Genomic DNA, 23,876 nt, shown 5'->3' with positions numbered 1-23,876 from the left:
TTAGATTTATGTTAAATCAAATTTCCTGAAAAGTGATGGTCATAAAACAAAAAAAACGGACAAACGTCCGTTTATATTATGTGTAAATTTTATCTATTATCCTCTTAATTCAGCATTAAATTCTTTCTGGAAAGATTTAATTAAAGAATCCATTACGTGGGAAATTTCTTTTTCTTCTAAAGTTTTTTCTTCGTTTAATAATTCAAAGCTCATCGCATAAGATTTTTTGCCTTCCGGAAGATTTTTCCCTTCGTAAACATCAAATAAATTAATATTTTTAATGAAAGGAGATTTATTCTTTTTTGCCGTTTGATACAATTCCTGATACGTAATATTTTTATCAATCAACAGCGCTAAATCTCTTCTTATTTTGTTGAATTTCGGAATATCTTTAAATTTCAATTCATTCTCAGAGCGCAATTTCTGAGCAAATTCAAGCTCGATTTCTGCATAGAAACATTCCTGATCCACATCAAAATCTTTCAGCATCTGAGGTGCAACTTTTCCGATTCTTACCAAAGTTTCATCTGCGCATTCGTAAGCAATAGCATCAGAGAATCTTTCATCTTCCAAAGCAATCTCTTTGTAATCGATCGCTAATCTTTCCAACAAAACCTTTACATAAGCTTTCAGATTATAAAAATCTGTAGCAGATTTTGGCTGTAACCAGTTTTCGGCAACATTTCTTCCCGAAACTAAAATAGCCAACTGCTTTCTCTCTTCGTAAGTTTCTTTTTTATGATAAATTTTTCCGAATTCGAAAAACTTAATGTCCTGATTTTTTCTGTTGATGTTATAAACCGCATTTTGTAAAAGTCCTTCTAATAAAGACTTTCTCATGAATGCCAAATCTCCGCTTAACGGGTTTAATAATTTCACAGCATCGGTTTCATCTTTTACAGAAGTTAATGAATTATTCATCACTTCGTTGAAACCTAAGCTCTGTAAAGTTCTTGCCCAGGAATTTTCCAGTTCATCCTGATCGTTTGCACTCAATTTTACAGGCGTAAAAGATATTTTCTGTGGCGCATCGATTTTATTATAACCATAAATTCTTAAAATCTCTTCGATTACATCAATTTCTCTCGTAACATCGGCTCTGTAAGTAGGAACAGAGATTTCAAAACCATTCTGAATTTCATTTAAAACCTGAATTTCTAGTGCTTTTAAAATTTCTTTTACCTTTTCTCTGTGAATTTTTGTGCCTAAAATCTGCTCGATTTTTGAAAATCTGATGATCACATAATTGTCTTCAATTTTCTTAGGATATTCTTCCAGCAAATCTCCTACTAATTTTCCTTCTGCTAATTCTTCAATTAATTTGATGGCATGAGTAATTGCAGTTCTTGTAATATTCGGATCTACCCCTCTTTCAAATCTGAAAGAAGCATCGGTATTTAACCCATGGAATTTCGCTCCTTTTCTTACCGCAACCGGATTGAAATACGCACTTTCCAGGAAAATAGTTTTTGTTTCATCAGAAACTCCGGAATTCGCACCCCCGAAAACTCCGGCAATACACATCGGGTTATCTTTTCCGTCTTTGATAATGATTTCAGAACCGTTCAATATTCTTTCAACACCATCCAGAGTCGTGAATTTTGTTCCTTCATCGACAGTTCCTACTTTTATTTTTTTATCTGCAATCTTATCTGCATCAAAAGCGTGAAGCGGCTGTCCTAAACCGTGAAGAATATAGTTTGTAATATCTACAATATTGTTGATTGGGCTTAAACCAATAGCTTTTAAACGGTCTTTTAACCAAGACGGGGAATCTCCAACTTTTACGTTTTCAATAACAGCACCGATATATCTTGGCGTTAATTCTGTATTTTCCACTTCAAGCGTAAAATTATGAGAACCTTCGTTATTTAAAGCTACAGAAGAAATTTTTTCAAAATCAGATTTTTGCTGATTGGTAGAAAGAAAAGCGTGCAGATCTCTTGCAACACCGTAATGTGACATGGCATCGGTTCTGTTTGGCGTTAAACCAATTTCAAGAACCTCATCATTTGCCAATTCAAAATAATCTGCAAAGTTTTTTCCGACTTCATATTTTGTTTCGTCTAAAATCATGATTCCGCCGTGATCGTCGCTTAAGCCTAACTCATCTTCTGCACAGATCATTCCCTGAGAAACCTCGCCTCTGATTTTAGCTTCTTTAATTTCAAAGAAACTTCCGTCTTTAGCATAAATTTTAGTTCCAACCACTGCAACAGGTACAGTTTGTCCTTCAGCAACATTCGGCGCACCGCAAACGATGTTTAAAATTTTCCCGTTTCCTATGTCTACCGTTGTTTTGTTTAATTTATCCGCATTCGGATGCTTCTCACACGTCAAAACTTTTCCTACAACAATGCCTTCAAGACTTCCTTTTACACTTTCAAACTTTTCTATTCCCTCCACTTCAAGACCTATATCGGTAAGAAATTCGCCGATTCTCTCGGTTTTCAGTTCTGTTTTGATGTAGTCTTTCAGCCAGTTGCTTGATATTTTCATTCGTAGAAATTTTAAAAAATTAATCTTCAGATTTTGTATCCCTCATTTTTAACAACAATGAAATACCTGAATTTTACCTCTACAAAGGTCGTGTTTTTTTAAGAAATACCGAAATTCAAAAAGGTTAAAAAAATCATATAAATCGCTATATGGATTGAGGAAAAAGTATTCTCAGATAAACTTAACTGTGAGAAGTTTGTGTAGAATTTTGTATGAATTTGAAAAGAAAATATAAAAAATCATACGAATTTCTGTTTTTAATCATAACTCTAAATCAGCAGTCATTTTGCCATTGACTTCGTCGAATCTTCGATTTCCGGAGGAATCTGAGCTGCTTTATTCTGGCTGTATTAAGATTCCCTCCCGTAATGACATACAAACTCTTAAAGCTGAATCATTATCAATTATGGACATTCATAAAAAAATACATCATATTCTGATAACAAAAATAATTTAGCTACTTTAGTTTTAAATTTTTCAAAATATCAAAATCATGAAATATATTTTAGGTTTAAGCTTACTTTTATGTACGTTTTTCTCGTATGCACAGAATTATCCGTTTGCGACAGAATTTGTCACTGGAAAAGTAGTCCTCAAAGATTTATCCGAACAGAACGGACAGATAAAATGGTATCCTACCCAAAATGACAAACTGCATTTCAGAACAGATGAAAAAGCAAAACCTACAAAATATAATCCCAGTGATATTGCAGGTTTTTCTTCTGAAAACCTGAAGTTTGTACCTTTGTATAATTTCAAAGCTTATGCAGATAATTTTGCATTGGTAGGAACGCCTACAAAAATTACAGAAACGTTCGGAGAAGTTGTTTCAGAAGGAAAATTCAATATTTATTTCACATCAATCAGAGGATATAATGCTCTTTCAAGAACGCTGGAAAATTATCATAATTTTGTATTTCAGGATGCAAATGATCCTGAGAAAAAGCTCTACGCTTATCCTTACATGATCAGAATGAAAGAAAAGAAATATGAAAAAGCAAAAGAAGATCTTTATATTCTGTTTAAAGATTATCCCAAAATTATTGAGAAGATAAAAGCTTTCAAAAAAGAAGACGATTTTTCAGAAGTCGTTAAAATGATTGAGAATCTTAATCAGTAATAGGCTCAATTACCTTCCCACAGAATCACTTTTCTTAAACGCATCCACTTTCAGATACTCATCACTCTCTTCTTTTTTCTTCTTGTCTGAAATTAAAATTCCGAAAAGGTGATCGATTTCGTGCTGGAAAATTACAGCGGTAAAACCTTCTACCATTTCAGAAAATTTCTGACCTTTTAAATCAACATATTCCAGCTGAATCACTTTGCTTCGGTAAAACTGGTCTCTAAATTCGGGAATCGACAAATCTCCTTCCGGACCAAGATTCTGCAATTCAGATCTCCATGTGATAACGGGATTTAAAAAATATTCCAACGGTTCATCTTCTTTGTCAAAACGCTGTACCCAGATTACTTTTCTGTTGATTCCGACTTGCGGAGCGGCAATTCCTACTCCACCATCGGTTGAAAGAAGAGATTTTTCCATTCTTTTTACCAAAGTTGCCGTGTTAGGATCTTTTGGATCAATTTCTGTCGAAAGATTTAACAAAATTGCATGTTGATGAGAATCTGTTGTCTGATAAATCGGTAATGCCGTATTAATGTCACCTTGATTGATAAGAGCAATTTCAGATTTTGTCAGTTTTTGGGCATTGATGAAACTGATAAACAGAACGAAAAATATAGAGAGTTTTTTCATTTTTAAAGAATGTTGAACAAAGATAAAATATGTTTTTAGGTTTTGGCTAAAGCCAATGGAATTATTTGCATAAAAACGGGCTAAAGCCCGTTTCTATTGAATACTTTCAATTTGTCATTCTGACGAAGGAAGAATCTCTAAAAATATAGCTAAGATTCTTCCTGCGTCAGAATGACATACTTACTATTTTTATTCTCATACAGATTTACCAAATTAAGAAGAAAAAAATCTGCGAAATCTCTAGAATCAACGTGAGATTAAAACTTGGCTCTTTTAACTTTTTACCTGGTTCTTTAGTACGTTTTCGTCATATCTGCCGGAACAATCAGATTAAAATCTGTCGGAATATAGTCTTTTTCAGGAATTTTTAATTCAGGATTTTCAGATTCGAAAACAGAGATTACCGCCACTTTCAGATTGGGATTTTTCTGTTTGATATACCAGTAAATTCCGCCAAATTCTTTGCTGTGGAAGTTTCCGTTGTAGTGAATGAATAATTTTCCGGGTTGTAAGTTTTTAAGAATAGATTCTGCCATTGTAGCGTCTTTTATTGCCTGTGCAGAAATAAAATTCATCACTTTTGTACCTTCAGCATGGTCGCCCATCATTTTTTTCATTTCAGAATAACCGGGAGTATCTAAAGTGACATTAATCGGCAATTGTGCGATGTAAGATTTTTCTCTTTCACTTAATTTATTTAAAGATTCCAAACCTTCTTTTGCAGTTTGGGAGGCATATTTTCTCGGAACATTGGTTGCGATAAAGTTCAGGTTTTTATCTTTTGCGAAATCTACCAAAGGTTTGTAATCTGTAGTGTAATTGTTCCACAAACGAACCGAATCTTTCAGATTTTTAGCATCAATTTTACCTGCAAGATATTTATTAAGCTGTGGCTGATTGTCTCTTTCAAACATTTCTGCACCCAAAGTAATCTGCCTGTTTTTCTTGTCGTATAAACCTTCTGTAACTTTCAGTTGAAGCCAGTGAACGATAGAATTATTGTGAAGTTCGCCAAAGAAAACAACGTCATAGTCTGAAAGCTGTTTTATAAGTTTTTCTGTTTTAACGGCTTTTCCTTTTTTGTTATAGAATTGATAAGGTTTAAAATCCTGTGCGTTGATGACGGAAAATCCGAAAACTAATATGGCTGTAAAAATATTTTTCATTTTTCATTTTTCATTTTTTTAAACACTAATGACACGAATAGGTTTCACTAATATCACAATAATTATTGAATATAAATTTACAAATTTGTGTTATTCGTGAAAAAACATTTGTGCAATTTGTGTTTATATACAAAAAAACCGCTTTGAATCTTCAAACAAAACGGTTTTCATCAACTATTTTAACTTTTAATTTTCTAAACCTGCTACAAGGTCTTTCCACTCTTGTAATTCAGGGATTCCCGGTTTTCTTTTTCCGAAAAACTGTACGATAAATTCTCCTTCTTTGTTGAATACTTCAATGGCAGTTACTTCACCGTCTTCCGTTGGTTTTTTCACGATCCATGCTTCAGCAATTTTGGTTACGTCTAAATGCAAATTGAAATCAGGATCCATCACGTTGAACCATTGTTGATGCCACATTGTTTTCTTCACTTGTCCTGTATGAATTTGGATAATTCCTCTGTTCCCAACAAAAATCATGATCGGAAGATTTTTTTCTGAAGCATCTTCCAAAACATTTACCACTTTAGAAGGATCAATCTTTTTAGCATATCCTTCCGGGGCCAATCTCAAAGCCTGGGTTCTTGAAACTCCGAATTTTCTGGTCATCATAAAGAAATCGTGTGTATCTTTTAGCTCTGTCCATGATTTTTTGAAACCTTCTGCATCAATTTCAGAATCTGGTTTCTCAGGAGTTTTTGGAGCAAGTGTTTCAAACTCGAAACTTTCGTTTTGATTTTCAGCTTCAAACTCAGCTACAATTGGGTTGAAAGCATCAACGTTGCTGTCTTTCGTTAAATAAATTTTGTGAAGCGCCAAACCATCTTTTCCAAAAAACTGGAGACTTTTTTTATCCCCTTCAACCACAGCAAAAGCAAATTTCCAATGATTTTGGAAGATTCTCAAATCGATGTCTTCACCTACGAAAAGTTGTGCATGAGGACTGCTGAAATCTCCATTCAGATAAGTGCCTTTTCTTTCGTGAACGCATTCGTCATTTCTTGTAAGCGCCATTACTTTTCCTAATTTTTCAACTTCTGTTAAGATATTGGCAAATTCAGGTTTCAGAACGGTAACTCCTTCACCGACGTTAGTTAATAATAATTCTGCTTCGCTTACATTCAACTGTTCAGCGGCATTTCTTATTCTCAAATGTGGATTTTCTGCTTTCAGAGCTTCCCATTTTTCTTTCAAATCATTAATTATTGTATTCATTTATTTATTTTTTTATGGTTAAAACTGTATAAATTCTTTTGATTAATTCTTCACCGGTTTTGCTTTTTATCTCTTCTTCCTTTTCAGAAATTTTCATTCTCTTAAACTGACTTTGAGAAATTACTTCCTCTAAATCTTCATTGCTGTAAAGTTTAAAATGATAAGCCGTGAAAGGGAGCTTTTCCATAAACTTTTTTTGACCAAACGCTAAAACAAATGTTCCGTTGTCTTTTAAAACACGATAAATTTCATTAAGGAAACCAATGGGATTTTTCCAGAAATACACTGTATTTACGGTAAATATTTTATCAAAAACCTCATCTTCAAAAGGAAGTTTATCTCCTTCATATAAAACAAATTCAGCGTGATCTTTAAATTCAGCATTTAATTTTCGGGCTTCATGATGCATTGTTTCGGAAATATCAATTCCGATATATTTTATATTCCGGGCTACATGCAGAAGACTGTTGACGTGTGCTGCATTTCCGTGACCGATTTCCAGAATATTTTCGTTATCTTCCATCGCCATCGCATGAATGCTTTCTAAGGTCATCCCGATATTGGTGGCATTCATCATTTCACCAATCTCTATCCCTTTTTTACCTTCCGGATTACAAAGGTTTTGTGCTAATATTTTTAAATCTTTTTCTTCCATTTAGCCAAAAATAATCATTGGGTTTGCGTGTACAGGATGCGGACAGATTGTACATGGAAAATTATAGGCCTGAGAAATATTTTCGGAAGTAAAAACCTCTTCCGGAGTTCCGTAAGCTGAAACTTTACCGTTTTTCATCAATAAAATTTTATCTGCAAACTGAGCGGCAAGATTCAGATCATGTAAAACAACAATTGCAGAATTGACATTTGCTGTAAATTTTTTAATGATTTCTAAAGCTTTGTACTGATGTTTTACATCGAGATTATTTAAGGGTTCATCTAAGAAGACAAGTTTTTGTTCAATATCATTTTCAAGCTGTGCCATTACTCTCGAAAGATGTACCCGTTGCTTTTCACCACCCGATAAAGTATTATAATCTCTTTCTTTAAGATGATAAATATCTGTTTCGAACATCAATTTATTCATTGCTTCGAAATCTTCTTTTCCGGGTTGAGAATCGAAATAAGGGTATCTTCCCATCATAACGACATCTTTCACCTGCAAAGGAATTTCGTTTGAATTATGCTGGGAAAATTTCGCCTTATGCAAAGACAATTCTCTCACTTCCCATTCTGCAATGTTTTTATCTTTGAACTGTATTTTATGCTTTCCTTCCTTCATTTCATTTGCCAAAATACTCAGCAAGCTGGATTTTCCGGCTCCGTTTGGACCAACAATTGCCAGAAATTCACCGTAATTCAGGGAAACATTTACATCATTCAGAATAAAAAATTCTTTGTGTCTGTAATCAATCTGGCGTGCTTTCAACATTAGAGTGATTTTTTAAATTTAATTAAAATAGCGATGAAAATAGGACCGCCAATCAATGAAGTTAAAATACCGATCGGCAATTCTGACGGAGCTACTATACTTCGGCTGATTGTATCTGCAATTAAAAGTAAAATACTCCCTAAAATCGTGGAAAGTGGTAAAATAAAAACGTAGTTGGATTTAAATAAAAGTCTTAAAATATAAGGTACAATCAAACCTACAAAACCAATTGTTCCTGAAAATGCTACACAGGTTCCTATCATTAAAGAAGTGATGACAACGATTTGCTTTTTCAGCCTTTCCACGTTAATTCCTAAATGTTGTGCATCTCTTTCGCCCAGCATCATTGCATTCAGCGCTTTTCCTTTCGGAAGCAAAATGGTGTAAGAAATTGCGATTACAATGGCCAAAACCATATTTTTAGTCCATGTTGCTCCTGCAAGGCTTCCCATGTTCCAAAATGTGAGGTCTCTTAATTGCTCGTCTTTTGAAATATAAATAAGAAAACCGGTAATCGAAAAACCGATTGAAGTAATGGCAACACCGCTTAGCAACATCATCACAACGTTTGTTTTTCCGGCACTTGTGGAGATTCTGTACACCAACATCATTGCCAGTAAAGCTCCGATAAAAGCTGAAATTCCCGTTAAAGAAAACTGAATCACTTCAGGCAGATATTCTTTAAAATATCCTCCTAAAACAATTGCAATTGCTGCCAGTAAAGTTGCTCCCGAAGTTAAACCGATTGCTTCACCCGTTGCCAAAGGATTTTTGAATAATCCCTGCAATGTCGTTCCTGAAACTGCCAACATACTTCCTACTAAAATTGCCATAACAATTCTGGAGGCTCTTACATCCCAAAGTACATATTTATCACTTAAAGCTAGATTGGGATCGCCTTTAATACACTGAGCCAAAACTGTAAAAGGTGAAATGCCATTGAAATCATATACCCCGACATAAAGTGCCACAATTGCCAATAAAACCAGCAAAAGCGCACTCATTGTAAGATAAAGGTATAATTTATTTTGTGCTTTCAACTAAAAGTTTATTTAATGAAACTGCAGCCTCACCAAGTCTGGGTCCAAAACCTGAAACTAAACCTCCATCCATCGCAATGATTTTTTTGTTTTTTCCTGCGTTGGTTTGCGAAACACCCGGCATTTTTAAAGCACCTTCGTTTCCACCTGATCCTTCAAGACCTGAAGAGAAGAAAAACAATACATCAGGATTGGCTTTTACCACCGCTTCCGGAGTTAAAGGTTTGAAATCTTCAAAATCATTGATTGCGTTTTCGCCTCCTGCAAGACCGATCAAAGCTGCCATTGGTGTATTTTTACCCGAAACCATCATCATATTTCCTCTTGCGTAGATGAATAATACTTTTGGTTTTTTAGCAATTGGCTGAATTTGTTTTAAGTCAGTATCAATTTTATCATTTAACTTCTGATAATCTGTATTCCCGATTGCTTTTGCGACCTCAGCAATTAATTTTTTAGTTCCTTCAACAGTATACTCCTGTTTGAAAGTTTCCGTTTTAATTCCTGAAGCTTTTATTTTGCTCATCAATTCAAGGTTGATGTCTTTATCCGAAGCTAAAATTAAAGTGGGGGAAACTGCCATGATCGGTTCAATTGTAATTGATCTTACATGACCTAGATTTTCTGAAGATTTTTTTAAAGATTCGGGATAAGTACTTGTAACATCTGTTGCCACAATTTCTTTTTCGTGACCTAAAGCGGCAACGATTTCTGTAATTCCACCGTTCAGGGTTACAATTTTATTGTTTGATTTCGGAGCTTCAGCAATGAGTTCGTTTCCTTGTTCTGTAGGTTTATGCGCTTCTTTTTTGCAAGAATACACTGCCATTAAAACAGAAGCTGCAAGTATGAATTTTTTCATTTTATTTTTTGATTTATTTAAATTATAAAGGAGCATACTCAAACTGAGGGAAGCCTCTTTCCCCCGAAGTATTTGTAATTCTTGTGAATCTCAGTTTAAAAAAATATCCATCTGCATCTTTGATGACATAAAAACGGTCACCAAAAACTTCAAGACCATTGGTGCCTACTGGATTTCTCCAGTTTGAACCTATGATTCTGTGATCATTGTAGATAAACTTAGACTGAATAATATTTTCAACTTTAAAGTTGTTGTACGCTTCGATACCTGAAGCCGGCGACGGAACTATTACTTCATAAACTCCTACTCCGCCCATATTATTATTGTTGACAAAGTCGGCATAAACATAACTTCCTGCTCCTGTAATTGTATTGGTAAAAACAGTGAAACAAAGATCCCAGTTTTTCTTTTCAGGCTGAATGAAAACTTCTTTGTTATTTTTTAAACTAACGAAACTATAGTTGTAAGCCACATTTTTGGTAACTGTAAGTTCTTTATGAGTTGTAGAGTTCAGTTCTGCATATTTTACGGTATAACCTGCACCAGCTCTTATCACCTGAACTTTCATCCACCCTCTGTTTTCGCCTCCTGTAGCAACTGAGCCTAAAGGAACCGAACCATTATAGATCTCTTTACCCAGATTGACCAAATAAATCCCGTTCTCGGCATCATTTACTGCAATACCTTCTATAGCGGTATAACCCGATGGAAAATCACCTTTCACATCATCAATAAATGCTACATTTGCTGCATTAAAATTAGCAACCTGTACCTCGTCCTTTAGTGCAGCAAGACTCGATTCTGTTACGGCATCAATATTTGTAGCACCAGCAATTTTTCCTGCTGCCATCATTATAGATGAATTTAAAATTACCTTGAAATCATTACCTGAATAAAATGCCAAATCCCAATCGGTTCTTTTGGTTAAAACCTCTTCTTTTTTACTCAAATCATACCAAACCTGATTAGGCTCTGTAGCACCACCAACGTGCGCATCGACTATTGAACCTTGTACCGGAGGTACGGCTACCGCATCTTCATTATCGTTGATACAAGACTGTAAAATAAATGAAGCACTGAGAAAAAGGCTAAAAAGTATTTTTTTCATTTTAATTCTTTATTAAAAATTATAATTTAAACGAGCGAAGTAACTTCTTCCGTAGAAAAGATTTTGCATATCTGCACCTGCATTGTGAGCCCCTCCGGAATTGATTGTATTTCTTACCGATGATACATCAAAAATATTCTTGATTCCCGCACTTAATTCCAAATGATTATTGAAAAACGGTTGCGTAAGCGTGAAATTCAGCATATTGAAATCTCCTACTTCGCCTAATATATATTCTGGTGCAGCACTCGGATTTTGCTCAAACTTTTGTGTAAACTGTTTTCTAACGCCTGTATATTTGTAATACAATGCGAACAGCGTTTTTGTTTTTTCTGATGTATAATTGGCAGCAAGATTTGCTTCAGTATAAAAATTATAGTCATCAGGAGAAACTACTGTACCAGAAATCAGTTCCTGAGAAATTCCCAACACTGAGACACCTGCATTTAAAGAGAAATTATCTTTTTTCACCGTTAAACCTCCACCAAATACCAGAGATTTATAATTATTAATATTTAAAAAAGTATATTTAAGTGGCTGATTATTTACAATCACACTTTCTATTCTGTCCTTCACATCAAGATACATTCCGGATAAGCTTACATTAAATTTCCAGGCGTTTACTGCAGGCATATTGTAATCGTAAAACAGACCGAAAGAATATCCGGTTTCAGGTTTTAAATTTTCATTTCCGCGAATATCATGATTATTATCTACTACAAAAGTGTACAGCTCATCGTAAGTAGGAAACCTGTTGGAAGACCCAAAAACAGCTCTCACATCTGATCTTGAAGTGGTATTATATCTTGCCGTTAAAGAATAGTTATATTGCGAATCAAATTTATCGCTTAATGCCAATCTCACTCCGGGACGTAATGAGAATTTATCGTCAACTTTCCATTCTGCTGAAACAAAATTCGCATAATTAAAGATTGATCTTTCGATATTAATTCCGTTATTATTGAATTGAAAAGTTGATGAGCCTGCAAAACCACTTGTATTATCTAGCTCATATCCTAACTGGAAATTAATTTTATCATTATCTAAGAAATTACTAAACATTCCCCGTGAGTAAAATACCTTGGTATCATAGTATGTATTTTTTTCGTCTCTTGAAATTTCATTTCTATTGGGAACATCATAAAGATAATTCTGAGATTTTCTTTCCTGAGTCTGATAAGAAAAATCACCCTGATAATTAATTCTTGACCCTAATTTTGTCTGAATATTAAACTGATGAATCCACCTCTTGGTAAAATAATCTCTGTCTTGCGAAACAAAGGTTCTCTCGCCACCACCAAAAGGATAATCTGTAATTCTGGGATCTCTGAAGTTGATCTCTTCTGTCAGAAAATTCACCTTGTAAAAAAATGAAGTGTTATTTTTTGAGTATCTAATCGCAGCATTCCCAGTGAGTTGGTCTTTTGGAAGCCATTCATAGCCTCGTTTCAGATCGTTATTTAAATTAAAATATTTATATCCATTCAAATTGCCTCTATATCCCTGAAAATCATTGTGATTCACATCGGCAGTCAAAGACCAGTTATCTGAAAGTTTAAATCCTAAATTTAGTGTCTGAATATGTCTTCCGTTCCCTTTTTTGAACCAATCGTAGTCTTTACCTACAGTTTCTTCCTGTAAAGATAAAAGTGCCGTTACTTTTTTGGAGTAATTTTTCTTTGTAATGATATTAATAACACCAGCAACCGCATTATTACCATATTCTACACCCATTGCTCCTTTTACAATCTCAATACGTTCAATATTGTTTACATTGATTTTACTAAGATCAATTTGGTTACCCATCCCCTGATCTCCAACTACAGGAATATTATCGATAAGAACTTTCGTGTAAGAACTGCCTAAACCCATAATTCTAGCATTGGAATCACCATTTCCGCTATTGGGCTCAATAAGGATATTTAAGTTTTGATTCAGAACTTCTGCAGCTGTTGTTACAGCCATATTCTTAATTTGCTGTGCATCGATCACCTCAACCTTGTAAATTGATTTGTTGATGGATTGCTGCATATATTGACCCGTAATGACAACTTCTTCTATTTTCTTCTGATTGAGAGAATCTTTTTCCTGTGCATTCAACCAAAATACGGCAGATAATGACACAACAGAAAGCACTTTCTTCTTCATAGACTCAAAATTTTGCGACAAATATAGTACTTTATTTAGAATAATTAAAAACTAATAATAATCAATATAATTTGTCAACAAAATATGAAACCACTGTAAACAAGCTTAAAAAGGGGATTTAATTAAAATACAAAATATTACAATAATTTTTAAAATGTAAATTCATGTCAAAAATCATTATTTTATTTAGAACAATTAAAAATTAATGACTAATTTTGTTCGATAATAAAAGATTAGAAAAATGAAATTAAAACTACTTTTTACAGGATTGGTATTCTCGGCTGTTACAGCAAATGCACAGGTTTCTACAATCAACGAAAACTTCAATGATTTTACAGCAGGAGATACAGCTGCAGCATTTCCACAGAACGGATGGTCAACTGTTTTAGCAACTAATCCGGTGCCTTTTCCACCCGCTCCGGTAATGGTTGTTACCAATGCTGCTGATAAAGCTATTCAGTCTTATTCAGGAAATAATTCTACAATGCCTTCTTACCTCATTACTCCTCAGATTGTTACTCCTACAGGAAATAAAACCCTTAAATTCACAGCCCTGAAAGCGGCAAGCTCAAACGGAACTATCGAGGTTGGATTAGCTTCAAATCCTACAGATATGAGCACATTTGTATCTTTCGGAACAGTTTCATTAACGACTACAACTGCTCAAAATGTAAGCATAGCTGTTCCTGCTTCTGCATCTACATATATTGTTTTTAAATTTATACCGACATCAACTCACAATCTTCTTCAGATCGACAATGTGGTATATGATTTGACAGCTAATTTGGCAGTGACAGATAATACTAAAAAATCAGAAAGCATTCAATTTGCGGTTAACTCAGACAATACAGCTTTACAATTTATAGGCAAAAATGAAATAAAAAATGTTACCGTTTTTTCTGCAACGGGACACCATGTAGCTTCAGGGAAAGTAAATAATAACAGTTTTGATATCAACACGCTTCAAACCGGAGTTTATTATGTTTTAATTGAGACTAATGATGGCAAAGCTGTGAAATCAAAATTCATTAAAAAATAATTGATCTTAAATAATTTGAAAAAATGACTGCCAATGGCAGTCATTTTTTTTGTTAAAAACATGATTTTCATAATATTATAAAAATTTAACATTGATAAAATTAATGAAACATGATATTTATCCTGTTTTTATTTAGAATTATTTAGAATTATTAAAAATTATTATTTAGTTTTGTAGAATAATTCTAAATAAGGAAAATAGTTATGAAAACAAGATTATTTTTGGTGTCAATTTTAGCAATAGCAGTACAACAGACTGTGCTGGCTCAAACAGATGCAAACGGGTATACAACAGCAAATGTAACGATGGGTAATGCCTATGCAAATCGGGTATTTTTCGATCTTTCTGCCAATACAACTGTTTCACAAGCCGGAGACAACTGGGATATTGCCTTCTACAGAAACAATGCAATGGATAAAGGAGTAAAAATTAATGATGCAAAGAATGTTACCGTTTATCAGGCTTCAGGTATTCCTTCAGAATTTGATTCTGTAAATCCTTCACAACTATCAACATGGGGTTCTCCGCTATACAATCCGGATCAAACAACACGCTTACAGGACGGAGCATTTGACACTGCTACAAAAGCTACAGCAGGACCTCTGAATTATGGATGGGGAACTTATAATGTAGGAACCCATACTGTAAATGGAGAGGTAACTTTTGTCTTAGATTATGGCAACGGCAATTTTACTAAATTTTTTATAACTTCTTTCGCAAGCGGCTATACTTTCAAATACGCAGTCTGGAACGGCAGTTCATGGGGAACTACACAAACCAAAACTTTAGCAAATGGAAGTGATGATGCATACTTCAATTATTTTTCTTTCACGACAGGTGATAAAGTTCCAAACATGGAACCGCCAAAAGCAAATTGGGATCTTATGTTTACAAGATACTATACATTTTATACGAATACGATGATGTATAAAATGGCGGGGGTTCTCCAAAGCCCAACCATTACGGTCGCCAAAGTACAGCCTGAAACCCAGGAAACTTCAGTGGCAACCTTACCTGCATCCACAGCTTTTTCGGGGAACATTACTACAATTGGTCACTCTTGGAAACCCACAACAGGATTTTATACAGATGTTGTTTACTACATAAAACAGGGATCAGATTATTATAGATTATATTTTATCTCCAATGGAGGAACAGCCAACGGAAATATGTATTTTAAATACAAAAACATTACAGCAAATCTGGATGTAACAGAAGTCAGCAAAAAAGCATCTTTCGGTATTTATCCAAATCCTACTACAGCTGATAAAAAGGTCACAATTTTATTTGATGTAAAAGAAAAAGCAACCAACAAAGGTAATGTAGAAGTTTACGATCTTACAGGTAAAAAAGTGTACAGTACAGAACTAAGCAACCAGGCAGGCTTTTACAAACAAGAGATGAACTTATCTCATCTTCCGTCAGGAAATTATATCGTAAAAATTTCTTTTGGAGGTAAAACAGAAACCAAAAAACTTATTGTAAAATAATAATGTGAATAGTGAATAAGCTTTGCTGTCAATGGTGAATTTTAAAATTGACAATAGACTATTCAAAACAAGTCAGATTCACTTTTAAATGAATACTTTCTATTTTTTCTAATAAAAAGGCAGTTTCAAAAATGATGAAACTGCCTTTTGACTTTTCTAATTTTAGTAGTATTAATAGATTTTAAATCCTTTATAAACCTTTGCTGATTCTTCAGAGATTTTAGAGGCATTTTTTCTGAATTCTAATAAATGATCGGTTCCGTTATGATGATTGTGATGCTGAATACTTTCCCAAAGCTCAACAAGAAAGAAAGTTCCTTTGTTTTCATTATCTTCAATGAGATCATACTGAAGACATCCTTCTTCTTTTCTTGTTTCTCTTACCAAAGTCTGAAACAATTCTACAGCTTCCATCAAATGATTCTCTTTGAATCTGAACAGCGCAACAATGTGTAAATTCATGTATTATTTTTAGGCTGTAAATGTAAATTATTTTTGATTTGAGTTTAAAAACAATTCTGCTAAATTTTTCACAAAAATTGTTGTCGTTTTGATTTTAACCAAAGAACACAAAGATTTTTTCTAAATTTTAATCTGTATATTTTTTGTTCGCAAAGGCGTTTACTAATTCCTAAATTTTGAATCTAAAAGATAGATTTAAAAATGGTAATCGAGCTCATTACAACAACTAAAGTTCCGATAATGACAAACATACTTTTAACAGGAAGTTTTGAGGTCAGCATTGCAGAAACAGGTGCGGTGATAATTCCACCAATGAGAAGTCCGAGAATAATATTCCAATGCTGAATTCCTAAAGTAAAAAAGAATGTGATTGCGGCAGTGATGGTCAGAATAAATTTCGCAACAGTCGAACTTCCCACAGCAAATCTCGGGGTAAAAGAATTTTTAATTAAAGTGCCTGTAACCAGCGGTCCCCATCCTCCACCGGCAAAAGAATCGATAAAACCACCGATAACGCCGAGTCTTGTAAGATTTGTTTTCTTTTTTAAAGATTTATTTTGTTTAGGTTTGAAAGCATTCGAAAAAATTTTGAAACCTAAATACAAAGTATAAAAAGCAATAACCGTTTTGGTGATTTTTGAGTAGTATTCGCCTAAATAGGTCAGGCTCAATGCTCCAAGAACAGCTCCAATGATGGCAGGAATGGCCAATTTTTTGACTAAATTTTTGCTTACATTTTTAAGTTTAATATGACTGATGCTTCCCGCTGCAGTGGTAAAACTTTCAGCAGAATGAATACTTGCACTCACAATATGCGGCGAAATTCCCAAAAACATAAGCGTGGTTGTACAAATCACACCGTAGCCCATTCCCATTGATCCTGCGACCACTTCTGCAAAAACTCCGACTAAAAGCATCCAATAAAAAATGTAATTGTCTTTGGCTAAAATAATTTGAAGTTCATCCAAATATCCCAAACTGTAAAGTATAAAAAACACAACAGTAAAAACTGCAATTGTTACCAAAAGCAAATTAATTCTAAACTGGATTTTTGGAGTAATCACCATGTTAATATATGTTTAAAATTGAACCATTAAATCGAATAAAGTATTTAGATCGATTAAGAAAATATCTTTGATATTATAAAAAGCTGCTTAATTTGTTTACAAACCTTAAAAAATCTTAATGGTTTAAGTTAATTTTATAAAATCATTACTGCGCCAACGGTAGAATTACTCGTTTCATCAATCAGAATGGCATTTCCGGTTGATTTACTGTCTTCAAAACTGTCAAAAACCAAAGGCGATGCTGTTTTTAATCTTAATTTCACCACTTCGTTCAGCTTGATACTTTCAGTAATTGGCGTTTGTTCAAGTGTATTGACATCAATTTTGTACTCGATTCCTTTAATGATGGTTTTCACCGTTTTGCTTTTGTGTTGAATGAAATATTTATTGCCTTCATTCAATTCTTTTTTATCGAGCCAGCAAACAACGGCTTCCAATTCATTTTCAACTTTCGGTTGCTGATTGGTTTTTACTAAAAAATCTCCCCGACTGATGTCGATATCGTCTTCCACATGAATAACGGCTGGTTGATTTATGAACACAAAATCGGTTTCTTTTCCTCCTGTTTCAATTTTTGAAATTTTAGTCTGAATATTTTGCGGAAGCACGGTAATTTCATCTCCTTTTCTATAAATTCCGGAAATTACTTCACCTGCATAACCTCTGTAGTCATGAAGTTCATCCGTTTGCGGACGAATCACGTACTGTACCTGAAATCTTGGTTTTTCATTGTCTTTATTTTCATTAATCTCAACATTTTCAAGGAAATCCAAAAGCGTTTCGCCTTTGTACCAATCGGTTTTCTCAGACTTTGAAACAATATTATCCCCATGAAAAGCAGAAATTGGAAAATAATGGACGTTTTCGAGCTTCAGTTTCTTTGCAACCAAATCATATTGCGCTTTGATATCATTATAAATTTTTTCAGAATAATCTACCAAATCCATTTTATTGATTGCAACCACTACATTTTTTATCTTTAAAAGTGATGCAATAATCGAATGTCTTCGGGTCTGCTCAATTACACCCTGTCTTGCATCAATAAGAATTACAATCAGTTGCGAATTTGAAGCTCCTGTAATCATGTTTCGGGTATATTGAATATGTCCCGGTGCATCTGCAATAATAAATTTCCTTTTCGGCGTCGAAAAATACCGGTAAGCCACATCAATCGTGATTCCCTGCTCTCTTTCGGCTCTTAAACCGTCTGTTAAAATAGCGAGATCAATTCCGTTTTCATTTTTATTTTTTGACTGTTTTTCCAACGCTTCAAGCTGGTCAATCAGTATGTTTTTGCTGTCGTATAGCAATCTGCCGATCAATGTACTTTTCCCGTCGTCTACACTTCCTGCGGTGATAAATCTTAGTATGTCCACGTTTATTATATTAGTAATGAGTAATTGGTAATGAATAATCAGGTGAAGGTTGAGGTTGAGATTAAGGTTTAGCGGAAAAAAAAATTGATTTTAACAAATAATTTTAAATCTTCGAATTATAAACTTCCAGCTTCAATCACCAGCTTCCCGCTTAAAAATAACCTCCTTTTTTCCTGTCCTCCATTGCGGCTTCAGTTGCTTTGTCGTCAATTCGGGTTTCGCCGCGTTCGGAAATTCTGGAAGCGGTGATTTCTTTTAAAACATCATCCAAAGTTTCGGCTGAACTTTCTACTGCGGCAGTACAAGTCATATCTCCTACGGTTCTGTAACGCACTTTTCTGTTTTTAATCTCATCATTTTCATCAACCTTAATAAAATCTGAAACTGCAATTAACTGTCCGTCATACTCAATTACATCACGGTTGTGAGCAAAATAAATCGATGGTAGCTGTATATTTTCTTTTCTGATATAATTCCAAACATCTAATTCTGTCCAGTTTGAAATCGGGAAAACTCGTACGTTTTCGCCTTTATTGATTCTTCCGTTATAAATATTCCATAATTCGGGACGCTGTAATTTCGGATCCCATTGCCCAAACTCATCACGTACCGAGAAAAAACGTTCTTTTGCTCTGGCTTTTTCCTCATCTCTTCTCGCTCCGCCAATGCATGCATCAAATTCAAATTCTTCAATGGTATCTAATAAAGTATGTGTCTGTAACCAGTTTCTGGAGGCAAATTTTCCTTTGGGCTCGGTTAAGTTTTTAATTTTAATCGTATCTTCAACTTTTCTCACAATCAGTTCTGCACCCAGACTTTCGGCAAAATAATCTCTGAACTGCAGTGCTTCCGGAAAATTGTGTCCCGTATCAATATGCACAAAAGGAAAAGGAATTTTCATGGGAGCAAAAGCTTTTTTCGCCAAATGAACCAGTGTAATCGAATCTTTTCCGCCACTGAAAAGTAAAGCAGGTTTTTCAAACTGAGCTGCAATTTCACGCATGATGTAAATGCTTTCGGCTTCAAGCTGTTCGAGATAATTTAATTGATAGTCACTCATTATTATTTAAAAATTAAATGTGAATTAATGTGAATGCAGACCGCATTCTTTTTGTGAATTTTCCCACCACCAACGTCCGGCTCGAGGATTTTCGCCTTCTTCAATAGCTCTTGTACAAGGTTGACAACCTACGCTGATGAAACCTTTTTTATGCAGAGACAATTCCTGAACATTGTTTAGTTTTAAATAATCTAAAACATCCTGATACGTCCAGTTGATCAATGGGTTGTATTTGTAGAGATTTCTGTCTTCATCCCACTCCAGAATCGGCATATTTTCTCGATTTTCAGACTGTTCCGCCCGAAGTCCGGTAATCCAGATTTTTGCATTTTCGAGTGCACGATTCAAGGGTTTAACTTTTCTGATAAAACAGCATTCCTTCCTATTTTCAACGGAATGATAAAAAGCATTAATTCCTTTTTCTGTAACAAATTTTTCAACATCGGCTGATTCCGGAAAATAGACTTCTGTTGTTTTTTTATAACGTGAATTGTTTTTTGAAAGTAAATCGTAATGCTCGTAAAAAAGCCTTCCCGTATCTAAAGTGAAAATTTTTATCGGTAAATTATTTTTAAAAACAGCGTCGGTAATAACCTGATCTTCCTGACCAAGCGAAGTTGAGAATACAACTCCTTCTGAGAATTTCGACGAAATAAACTGTAGTCCGTCTTCTAAAGTAAGCTGCTGTAAAGTATTTATATCTTCCTGTGAAAGCATTTTTTCTGTTTGATACCAGCAAATATCCAACAAAAATATTATCCTACCAAATAACTAGACTTTTAAAATTAAATAGAAGACAAATTAATCTTTTAAATCTAATAACGTTTTCTCTTCTAAAATTTTCAATGATGCATCTCTCACTTCAATCAAAACATCATGTAAACTGCAGTGATCTTCATTGCAGTCTGCACATTTTTCGTAAAAATTAAGGCTTACACAAGGCAACATTGCAATGGGACCATTCACCAGACGAATAATCTTTGCTAATGATACGTTTTGAGGATTTTCTTTAAACAAATAACCGCCACCTTTTCCCTTTTTACTGTCGAGAATGTCTGCTTTTTTCAGTTCGAGCAGGATATTTTCAAGAAATTTCAACGGAATTTTCTTGTGTTCTGCAATTTCAGAAATAAGAATTGGGCCTTCATTCCTCTTATCTACGAGATATGAAAGTGCCTTAAACGCATATTGAGATTTTTTTGACAGCATTACAGCAAAAATAATAAAAAAAGTTGGATGTAGAGGATGGAAGTTAGGAGATGGATGCTGGAAGTTAAAAATCGCTTATCATCAAAATATAACTCAGAACTTGACTTCCAGCTTCTGACATCCTGCTTCCAGCTAAAAAACATATCTTTGTTTCATGTTCAGTAAAGAAGAAGCACAGCAATTAAAAAAGGAGTTTTGGACGGCTTTTGGCAAGTCATTCCCGAGAAAATGGATCTTGTACGATACCAAAGTGAAAGATTTTTCATTCAAATTTTATGCAGATAAGAAAAAGGCAGAAGTTTCGTTGGATATTGAAATGAAGGATGAAGTTTTCAGAGATGCGTATTATAATAAAATCTGGTCGCTGGAAGATATGCTGAAAGATTATATCGGTGATTTTCACAAGGAGGAATTTTATACCTTAGAAAATGGTAAAGTCATCAGCAGAATTTGGGTTGAAAAAGAAGGCGTTTCTGTTTTCAATAAAAATACTTGGCGTGATGCTTTTGAATTTTTCGTTGAAAAAATGGATGGGTTTGAAAGGTTTTATTATGAATTTGAGGATTTTATAAAGGATGTTTAATCAGTATGATTTTTGAAATTTTAGCAGAAATTTTATTTGAATTGATCTTTTTCAAACTCCCTGTATTCATTTACAGGAAAGTAAAATTATTTTTTGTCAAGAAACAAAAAATCGAAAAATTTAAAATAAAAAAGCCATGAAAATCTGACATTGCTAAATGTACAGAACATTGGAGTTTAAAATTCCGGCAGAAAAAATGATTTCCAATATTACAGAAGACGATACTACTGAAATTATCTTTCTTGATTAGAAATTAATTCAATCAAAACAAAAAGACATCTGCATTTCTACAGATGTCTTCATATTTATAGCAATTGCTGATTATTTTTGGTCAGCTTTTACGTCGATAGCAATTTCGATATCTTTGCTGATCATCCATTCAGCCGGATCAGTTTCGTCAGTTCCGAATTTGATTCCCCAATCAGCACGGTTTACCGTGAATTGAGCTTTTAAAGTAGCCGATTTATCCACAATATCCACTTTTGCAGGGAAAGTTACGTTCATAGTTTTTCCAAGAAGCGTAAGATTTCCACTAACCGTTTTGTTTGCTCCGGCAATAGCATCTGTTCCCGGAGTTGCAAGATCTTCAACTTTCGTGATTTTAAAATCTGCAGTCGGGAATTTTTCTACGTTAAAGAAATCCTGATTCTTCAAGTGACCTTCAAGATCTGTATATTTTTTGTCCTTTTCAGTTACAGAAGCCGGATCTACTTTTAGAGATTTCATATCGATTACAAATTCTCCGGAAGCCAATTGATTGTCTGCAACAGATAATTCTCCCGCAGAAACTGCTAAAGTTCCCCAACGTGGAGCAAAACCTCCTTTATGGAAAGCTTTCCAGTTTACTTTTGAAGCAGCAACATCAACTGCGAAAACATTACCCTGTTTTTCAGCTACAGTTTGTTCCTGACCTGCAGTAGCAGCTTCTTTTTTATCTCCACAAGATGCAAGAAGTAAACCTAAACCCGCTAAAGCAATTACGCCAATTTTTTTCATTTTTTTTAAGTATTTAATATTATTATTGATTGTTGTCTTAAGTAAACCTCAAAACTTTTATTTTATTGTTTTGACTCTGCAAACCTCCGAAAAACTGAAGGCTTTATTGTTAACATAGGATAAGAAAAGACTAAAAATATAAAAAACTTTTGAAATTTGAAGTTTAAAAAATAATGAATTAATCGAAAATAGCTAAAAAAGTCTCTATTCACTGATTTGTTTTATGTATATCCTTAATTTGTAATAATTTAATTTTAGCTACATTTGTGTCATTATGAAAGAACCTCAACACGTTGAAATAAAGCAATTTAGATTCCTTCGGAAAGACAAAAAAGACTGTCGATTTTTAGTATTATGATTAAAATCTGACATTCATTATCTATTTAAAAAAATAAATGTTCAAAACTTCTGTGGAAATAAAATATAACATCAAGCTTTTTACGATCATCTCTTATATCATTTTCATAGTTGCGTTTTTAATTCCGAAAATAATAAATACTAACTCTTATCGGTATGGAGAGTTACACAACTTATGGGCATTTTCAGTATTGGCTGTCTTCGTATTTCATGGAATTTCAATTTTATTAACTGTTTTAAATATTGCTTTTATAATTCCGAAAATCAATGAAAATAGAAAGAAATATTATATTCTAACTCTTTGTAATGCTCTTATTTTAATATTTTGGATTTGGGTTTTGATAATGATTTTATTTTTCACTTAGTTATAATAAAATTTAATTTATGATTTGGAAACCAATTACTTTACAAGAATTATCATTAGAAATTTCGAAAGGAGAAAATGCCATGAACGAAGACGTTTTAAAATTTTGGAACTCAATAAAATTCATCCCTACAAAATGGATTGAAAATGAATACGGAGATGAAGGCGGAGGATTTTGGGCAGTTGCAAAATATTAGAACTTTGTACTTTATTACAATGATATAGAGGAAGGATTTAATATTTCAGAATTTGAAAGAGAAGGAGAAATAAAAGAATATTACGCTGAACAGGATGAATTACAGCACGCAGTGATGAAAATTTTACATTGAATTAAATTTGATAAAATATAATTACAAAACATTTTCATCTTTCCAAATTTGTATCTTTGATTTAAAATATCAGATCATGGATTTGCAAACTAGAAAATTAAATTTAATAACATATTTGGCTCAATTGCAGGACGAACGTTTTTTTGAAAAAATTGAAGAATATATTTTAACAAGATTCGAAAAAGAAGACCATTCCGAGTTTTTTCCTTTCACTGTTGAAACATTAGTTAATCGTATTGAAAAATCTGAAGAAGATTTTAAAAACGGAAAATTTAAAACTCAGGAAGATTTAGAAAATCAATCTGTAAATTGGTAATT

Annotated in this window: 23 protein-coding genes; 6 read left to right on the top strand and 17 right to left on the bottom strand. The window is 33.7% G+C overall.

Annotation, left to right across the window (positions count from 1 at the left end; translation table 11 throughout):
• Positions 1–96: 96 nt before the first annotated feature.
• Complete coding sequence (pheT, locus tag ACOOWA_RS03250; protein ID WP_421373184.1) at positions 97–2,499, bottom strand: phenylalanine--tRNA ligase subunit beta; 2,403 nt, start codon at positions 2,497–2,499, stop codon at positions 97–99.
• A gap of 493 nt (positions 2,500–2,992) precedes the next feature.
• On the opposite strand from pheT, the gene ACOOWA_RS03245 reads away from it, so the two are divergent.
• Positions 2,993–3,619, top strand: a complete 627-nt coding sequence (locus tag ACOOWA_RS03245; RefSeq protein ID WP_421373183.1) for a hypothetical protein — start codon at positions 2,993–2,995, stop codon at positions 3,617–3,619.
• Between the two features lie 9 nt (positions 3,620–3,628).
• On the opposite strand, the gene ACOOWA_RS03240 is transcribed toward ACOOWA_RS03245, so the two are convergent.
• From ACOOWA_RS03240 to ACOOWA_RS03200, 9 genes are all read right to left on the bottom strand, one after another.
• Positions 3,629–4,258, bottom strand: a complete 630-nt coding sequence (locus ACOOWA_RS03240; protein ID WP_421373182.1) for a peptide deformylase — start codon at positions 4,256–4,258, stop codon at positions 3,629–3,631.
• Between the two features lie 293 nt (positions 4,259–4,551).
• A complete protein-coding gene (locus ACOOWA_RS03235) occupies positions 4,552–5,424 on the bottom strand; it encodes a ChaN family lipoprotein (RefSeq protein WP_421373181.1) in 873 nt (290 codons plus the stop codon).
• Between the two features lie 186 nt (positions 5,425–5,610).
• Positions 5,611–6,639, bottom strand: a complete 1,029-nt coding sequence (locus ACOOWA_RS03230) for a hemin-degrading factor (protein ID WP_421373180.1) — start codon at positions 6,637–6,639, stop codon at positions 5,611–5,613.
• Between the two features lie 4 nt (positions 6,640–6,643).
• On the bottom strand, positions 6,644–7,294 hold the full coding sequence (locus tag ACOOWA_RS03225; protein ID WP_421373179.1) for a class I SAM-dependent methyltransferase: 651 nt from the start codon (positions 7,292–7,294) through the stop codon (positions 6,644–6,646).
• The gene (locus tag ACOOWA_RS03220; RefSeq protein WP_421373178.1) at positions 7,295–8,068 is read right to left on the bottom strand and encodes a heme ABC transporter ATP-binding protein; all 774 of its coding nucleotides are present in this window, start codon (positions 8,066–8,068) and stop codon (positions 7,295–7,297) included.
• Positions 8,068–9,108, bottom strand: a complete 1,041-nt coding sequence (locus ACOOWA_RS03215; RefSeq protein WP_421373177.1) for a FecCD family ABC transporter permease — start codon at positions 9,106–9,108, stop codon at positions 8,068–8,070. The genes ACOOWA_RS03220 and ACOOWA_RS03215 overlap by 1 nt, the downstream gene beginning before the upstream one ends.
• Positions 9,092–9,970 (bottom strand): heme/hemin ABC transporter substrate-binding protein, encoded by an 879-nt coding sequence (locus tag ACOOWA_RS03210; RefSeq protein WP_421373176.1) that lies wholly within the window; start codon positions 9,968–9,970, stop codon positions 9,092–9,094. Before ACOOWA_RS03210 ends, ACOOWA_RS03215 begins: the two co-directional genes overlap by 17 nt.
• 22 nt (positions 9,971–9,992) lie before the next feature.
• Positions 9,993–11,078: an HmuY family protein gene (locus ACOOWA_RS03205; RefSeq protein WP_421373174.1), complete on the bottom strand. Its 1,086-nt coding sequence runs from the start codon at positions 11,076–11,078 to the stop codon at positions 9,993–9,995.
• Positions 11,079–11,090: 12 nt separating this feature from the next.
• A complete protein-coding gene (locus ACOOWA_RS03200; protein ID WP_421373173.1) occupies positions 11,091–13,226 on the bottom strand; it encodes a TonB-dependent receptor plug domain-containing protein in 2,136 nt (711 codons plus the stop codon).
• Positions 13,227–13,467: 241 nt separating this feature from the next.
• Between ACOOWA_RS03200 and ACOOWA_RS03195 the strand changes: the two genes are divergently transcribed.
• A complete protein-coding gene (locus ACOOWA_RS03195) occupies positions 13,468–14,265 on the top strand; it encodes a T9SS type A sorting domain-containing protein (protein WP_421373172.1) in 798 nt (265 codons plus the stop codon).
• 203 nt (positions 14,266–14,468) lie between these two features.
• Positions 14,469–15,755, top strand: a complete 1,287-nt coding sequence (locus ACOOWA_RS03190) for a T9SS type A sorting domain-containing protein (protein ID WP_421373170.1) — start codon at positions 14,469–14,471, stop codon at positions 15,753–15,755.
• Between the two features lie 171 nt (positions 15,756–15,926).
• Here the strand turns inward: ACOOWA_RS03190 and ACOOWA_RS03185 are convergent, their stop codons facing one another.
• The 6 genes from ACOOWA_RS03185 to ACOOWA_RS03160 form a co-directional block, all read right to left on the bottom strand.
• A complete protein-coding gene (locus tag ACOOWA_RS03185) occupies positions 15,927–16,217 on the bottom strand; it encodes a putative quinol monooxygenase (RefSeq protein WP_421373169.1) in 291 nt (96 codons plus the stop codon).
• Positions 16,218–16,399: 182 nt separating this feature from the next.
• Positions 16,400–17,284, bottom strand: a complete 885-nt coding sequence (locus ACOOWA_RS03180; RefSeq protein ID WP_421373168.1) for a sulfite exporter TauE/SafE family protein — start codon at positions 17,282–17,284, stop codon at positions 16,400–16,402.
• A 134-nt stretch (positions 17,285–17,418) separates the two neighbouring features.
• A complete protein-coding gene (locus ACOOWA_RS03175; RefSeq protein ID WP_421373167.1) occupies positions 17,419–18,660 on the bottom strand; it encodes a sulfate adenylyltransferase subunit 1 in 1,242 nt (413 codons plus the stop codon).
• Between the two features lie 151 nt (positions 18,661–18,811).
• Positions 18,812–19,720 carry a sulfate adenylyltransferase subunit CysD gene (cysD, locus tag ACOOWA_RS03170; protein WP_421373165.1) on the bottom strand — a complete coding sequence of 303 codons (909 nt, stop codon included), beginning with the start codon at positions 19,718–19,720 and terminating at the stop codon, positions 18,812–18,814.
• 24 nt (positions 19,721–19,744) lie between these two features.
• The gene (locus ACOOWA_RS03165) at positions 19,745–20,437 is read right to left on the bottom strand and encodes a phosphoadenylyl-sulfate reductase (RefSeq protein ID WP_421373163.1); all 693 of its coding nucleotides are present in this window, start codon (positions 20,435–20,437) and stop codon (positions 19,745–19,747) included.
• Positions 20,438–20,521: 84 nt separating this feature from the next.
• Complete coding sequence (locus ACOOWA_RS03160; RefSeq protein ID WP_421373162.1) at positions 20,522–20,929, bottom strand: RrF2 family transcriptional regulator; 408 nt, start codon at positions 20,927–20,929, stop codon at positions 20,522–20,524.
• A 154-nt stretch (positions 20,930–21,083) separates the two neighbouring features.
• Between ACOOWA_RS03160 and ACOOWA_RS03155 the strand changes: the two genes are divergently transcribed.
• Entirely contained in the window at positions 21,084–21,512 is a 429-nt protein-coding gene (locus tag ACOOWA_RS03155) for a DUF4268 domain-containing protein (RefSeq protein ID WP_421373161.1), read from the top strand.
• Positions 21,513–21,833: 321 nt separating this feature from the next.
• On the opposite strand, the gene ACOOWA_RS03150 is transcribed toward ACOOWA_RS03155, so the two are convergent.
• Positions 21,834–22,508, bottom strand: coding sequence for a YceI family protein (locus ACOOWA_RS03150; protein WP_421373160.1), 675 nt, complete (start codon positions 22,506–22,508; stop codon positions 21,834–21,836).
• A 741-nt stretch (positions 22,509–23,249) separates the two neighbouring features.
• On the opposite strand from ACOOWA_RS03150, the gene ACOOWA_RS03145 reads away from it, so the two are divergent.
• Both ACOOWA_RS03145 and ACOOWA_RS03140 read left to right on the top strand, forming a co-directional pair.
• A complete protein-coding gene (locus ACOOWA_RS03145; RefSeq protein WP_421373159.1) occupies positions 23,250–23,426 on the top strand; it encodes a hypothetical protein in 177 nt (58 codons plus the stop codon).
• Positions 23,427–23,634: 208 nt separating this feature from the next.
• Positions 23,635–23,874 carry a hypothetical protein gene (locus ACOOWA_RS03140; RefSeq protein WP_421373158.1) on the top strand — a complete coding sequence of 80 codons (240 nt, stop codon included), beginning with the start codon at positions 23,635–23,637 and terminating at the stop codon, positions 23,872–23,874.
• Positions 23,875–23,876: the final 2 nt, after the last annotated feature.

The organism is Chryseobacterium sp. GP-SGM7, assembly GCF_049166575.1.
In the GTDB taxonomy this organism is placed as follows: Bacteria; Bacteroidota; Bacteroidia; order Flavobacteriales; family Weeksellaceae; genus Chryseobacterium.
Note: the sequence above shows the minus strand (reverse complement) of the source record. Positions and strands in the feature narration are given on the sequence as shown.

Bases quoted from the DNA above. Each gene is read 5' to 3' on its own strand.
- ACOOWA_RS03145 (WP_421373159.1), top strand. From the start codon at position 23,250: ATGATTTGGAAACCAATTACTTTACAAGAATTATCATTAGAAATTTCG.
- cysD (WP_421373165.1), bottom strand. From the start codon at position 19,720: ATGAGTGACTATCAATTAAATTATCTCGAACAGCTTGAAGCCGAAAGC.
- ACOOWA_RS03200 (WP_421373173.1), bottom strand. From the start codon at position 13,226: ATGAAGAAGAAAGTGCTTTCTGTTGTGTCATTATCTGCCGTATTTTGG.
- ACOOWA_RS03205 (WP_421373174.1), bottom strand. From the start codon at position 11,078: ATGAAAAAAATACTTTTTAGCCTTTTTCTCAGTGCTTCATTTATTTTA.
- ACOOWA_RS03180 (WP_421373168.1), bottom strand. From the start codon at position 17,284: ATGGTGATTACTCCAAAAATCCAGTTTAGAATTAATTTGCTTTTGGTA.
- ACOOWA_RS03230 (WP_421373180.1), bottom strand. From the start codon at position 6,639: ATGAATACAATAATTAATGATTTGAAAGAAAAATGGGAAGCTCTGAAA.
- ACOOWA_RS03225 (WP_421373179.1), bottom strand. From the start codon at position 7,294: ATGGAAGAAAAAGATTTAAAAATATTAGCACAAAACCTTTGTAATCCG.
- ACOOWA_RS03245 (WP_421373183.1), top strand. From the start codon at position 2,993: ATGAAATATATTTTAGGTTTAAGCTTACTTTTATGTACGTTTTTCTCG.
- ACOOWA_RS03235 (WP_421373181.1), bottom strand. From the start codon at position 5,424: ATGAAAAATATTTTTACAGCCATATTAGTTTTCGGATTTTCCGTCATC.
- ACOOWA_RS03165 (WP_421373163.1), bottom strand. From the start codon at position 20,437: ATGCTTTCACAGGAAGATATAAATACTTTACAGCAGCTTACTTTAGAA.
- ACOOWA_RS03190 (WP_421373170.1), top strand. From the start codon at position 14,469: ATGAAAACAAGATTATTTTTGGTGTCAATTTTAGCAATAGCAGTACAA.
- ACOOWA_RS03160 (WP_421373162.1), bottom strand. From the start codon at position 20,929: ATGCTGTCAAAAAAATCTCAATATGCGTTTAAGGCACTTTCATATCTC.
- ACOOWA_RS03220 (WP_421373178.1), bottom strand. From the start codon at position 8,068: ATGTTGAAAGCACGCCAGATTGATTACAGACACAAAGAATTTTTTATT.
- ACOOWA_RS03150 (WP_421373160.1), bottom strand. From the start codon at position 22,508: ATGAAAAAAATTGGCGTAATTGCTTTAGCGGGTTTAGGTTTACTTCTT.
- ACOOWA_RS03185 (WP_421373169.1), bottom strand. From the start codon at position 16,217: ATGAATTTACACATTGTTGCGCTGTTCAGATTCAAAGAGAATCATTTG.
- ACOOWA_RS03210 (WP_421373176.1), bottom strand. From the start codon at position 9,970: ATGAAAAAATTCATACTTGCAGCTTCTGTTTTAATGGCAGTGTATTCT.
- ACOOWA_RS03155 (WP_421373161.1), top strand. From the start codon at position 21,084: ATGTTCAGTAAAGAAGAAGCACAGCAATTAAAAAAGGAGTTTTGGACG.
- ACOOWA_RS03140 (WP_421373158.1), top strand. From the start codon at position 23,635: ATGGATTTGCAAACTAGAAAATTAAATTTAATAACATATTTGGCTCAA.
- pheT (WP_421373184.1), bottom strand. From the start codon at position 2,499: ATGAAAATATCAAGCAACTGGCTGAAAGACTACATCAAAACAGAACTG.
- ACOOWA_RS03240 (WP_421373182.1), bottom strand. From the start codon at position 4,258: ATGAAAAAACTCTCTATATTTTTCGTTCTGTTTATCAGTTTCATCAAT.
- ACOOWA_RS03195 (WP_421373172.1), top strand. From the start codon at position 13,468: ATGAAATTAAAACTACTTTTTACAGGATTGGTATTCTCGGCTGTTACA.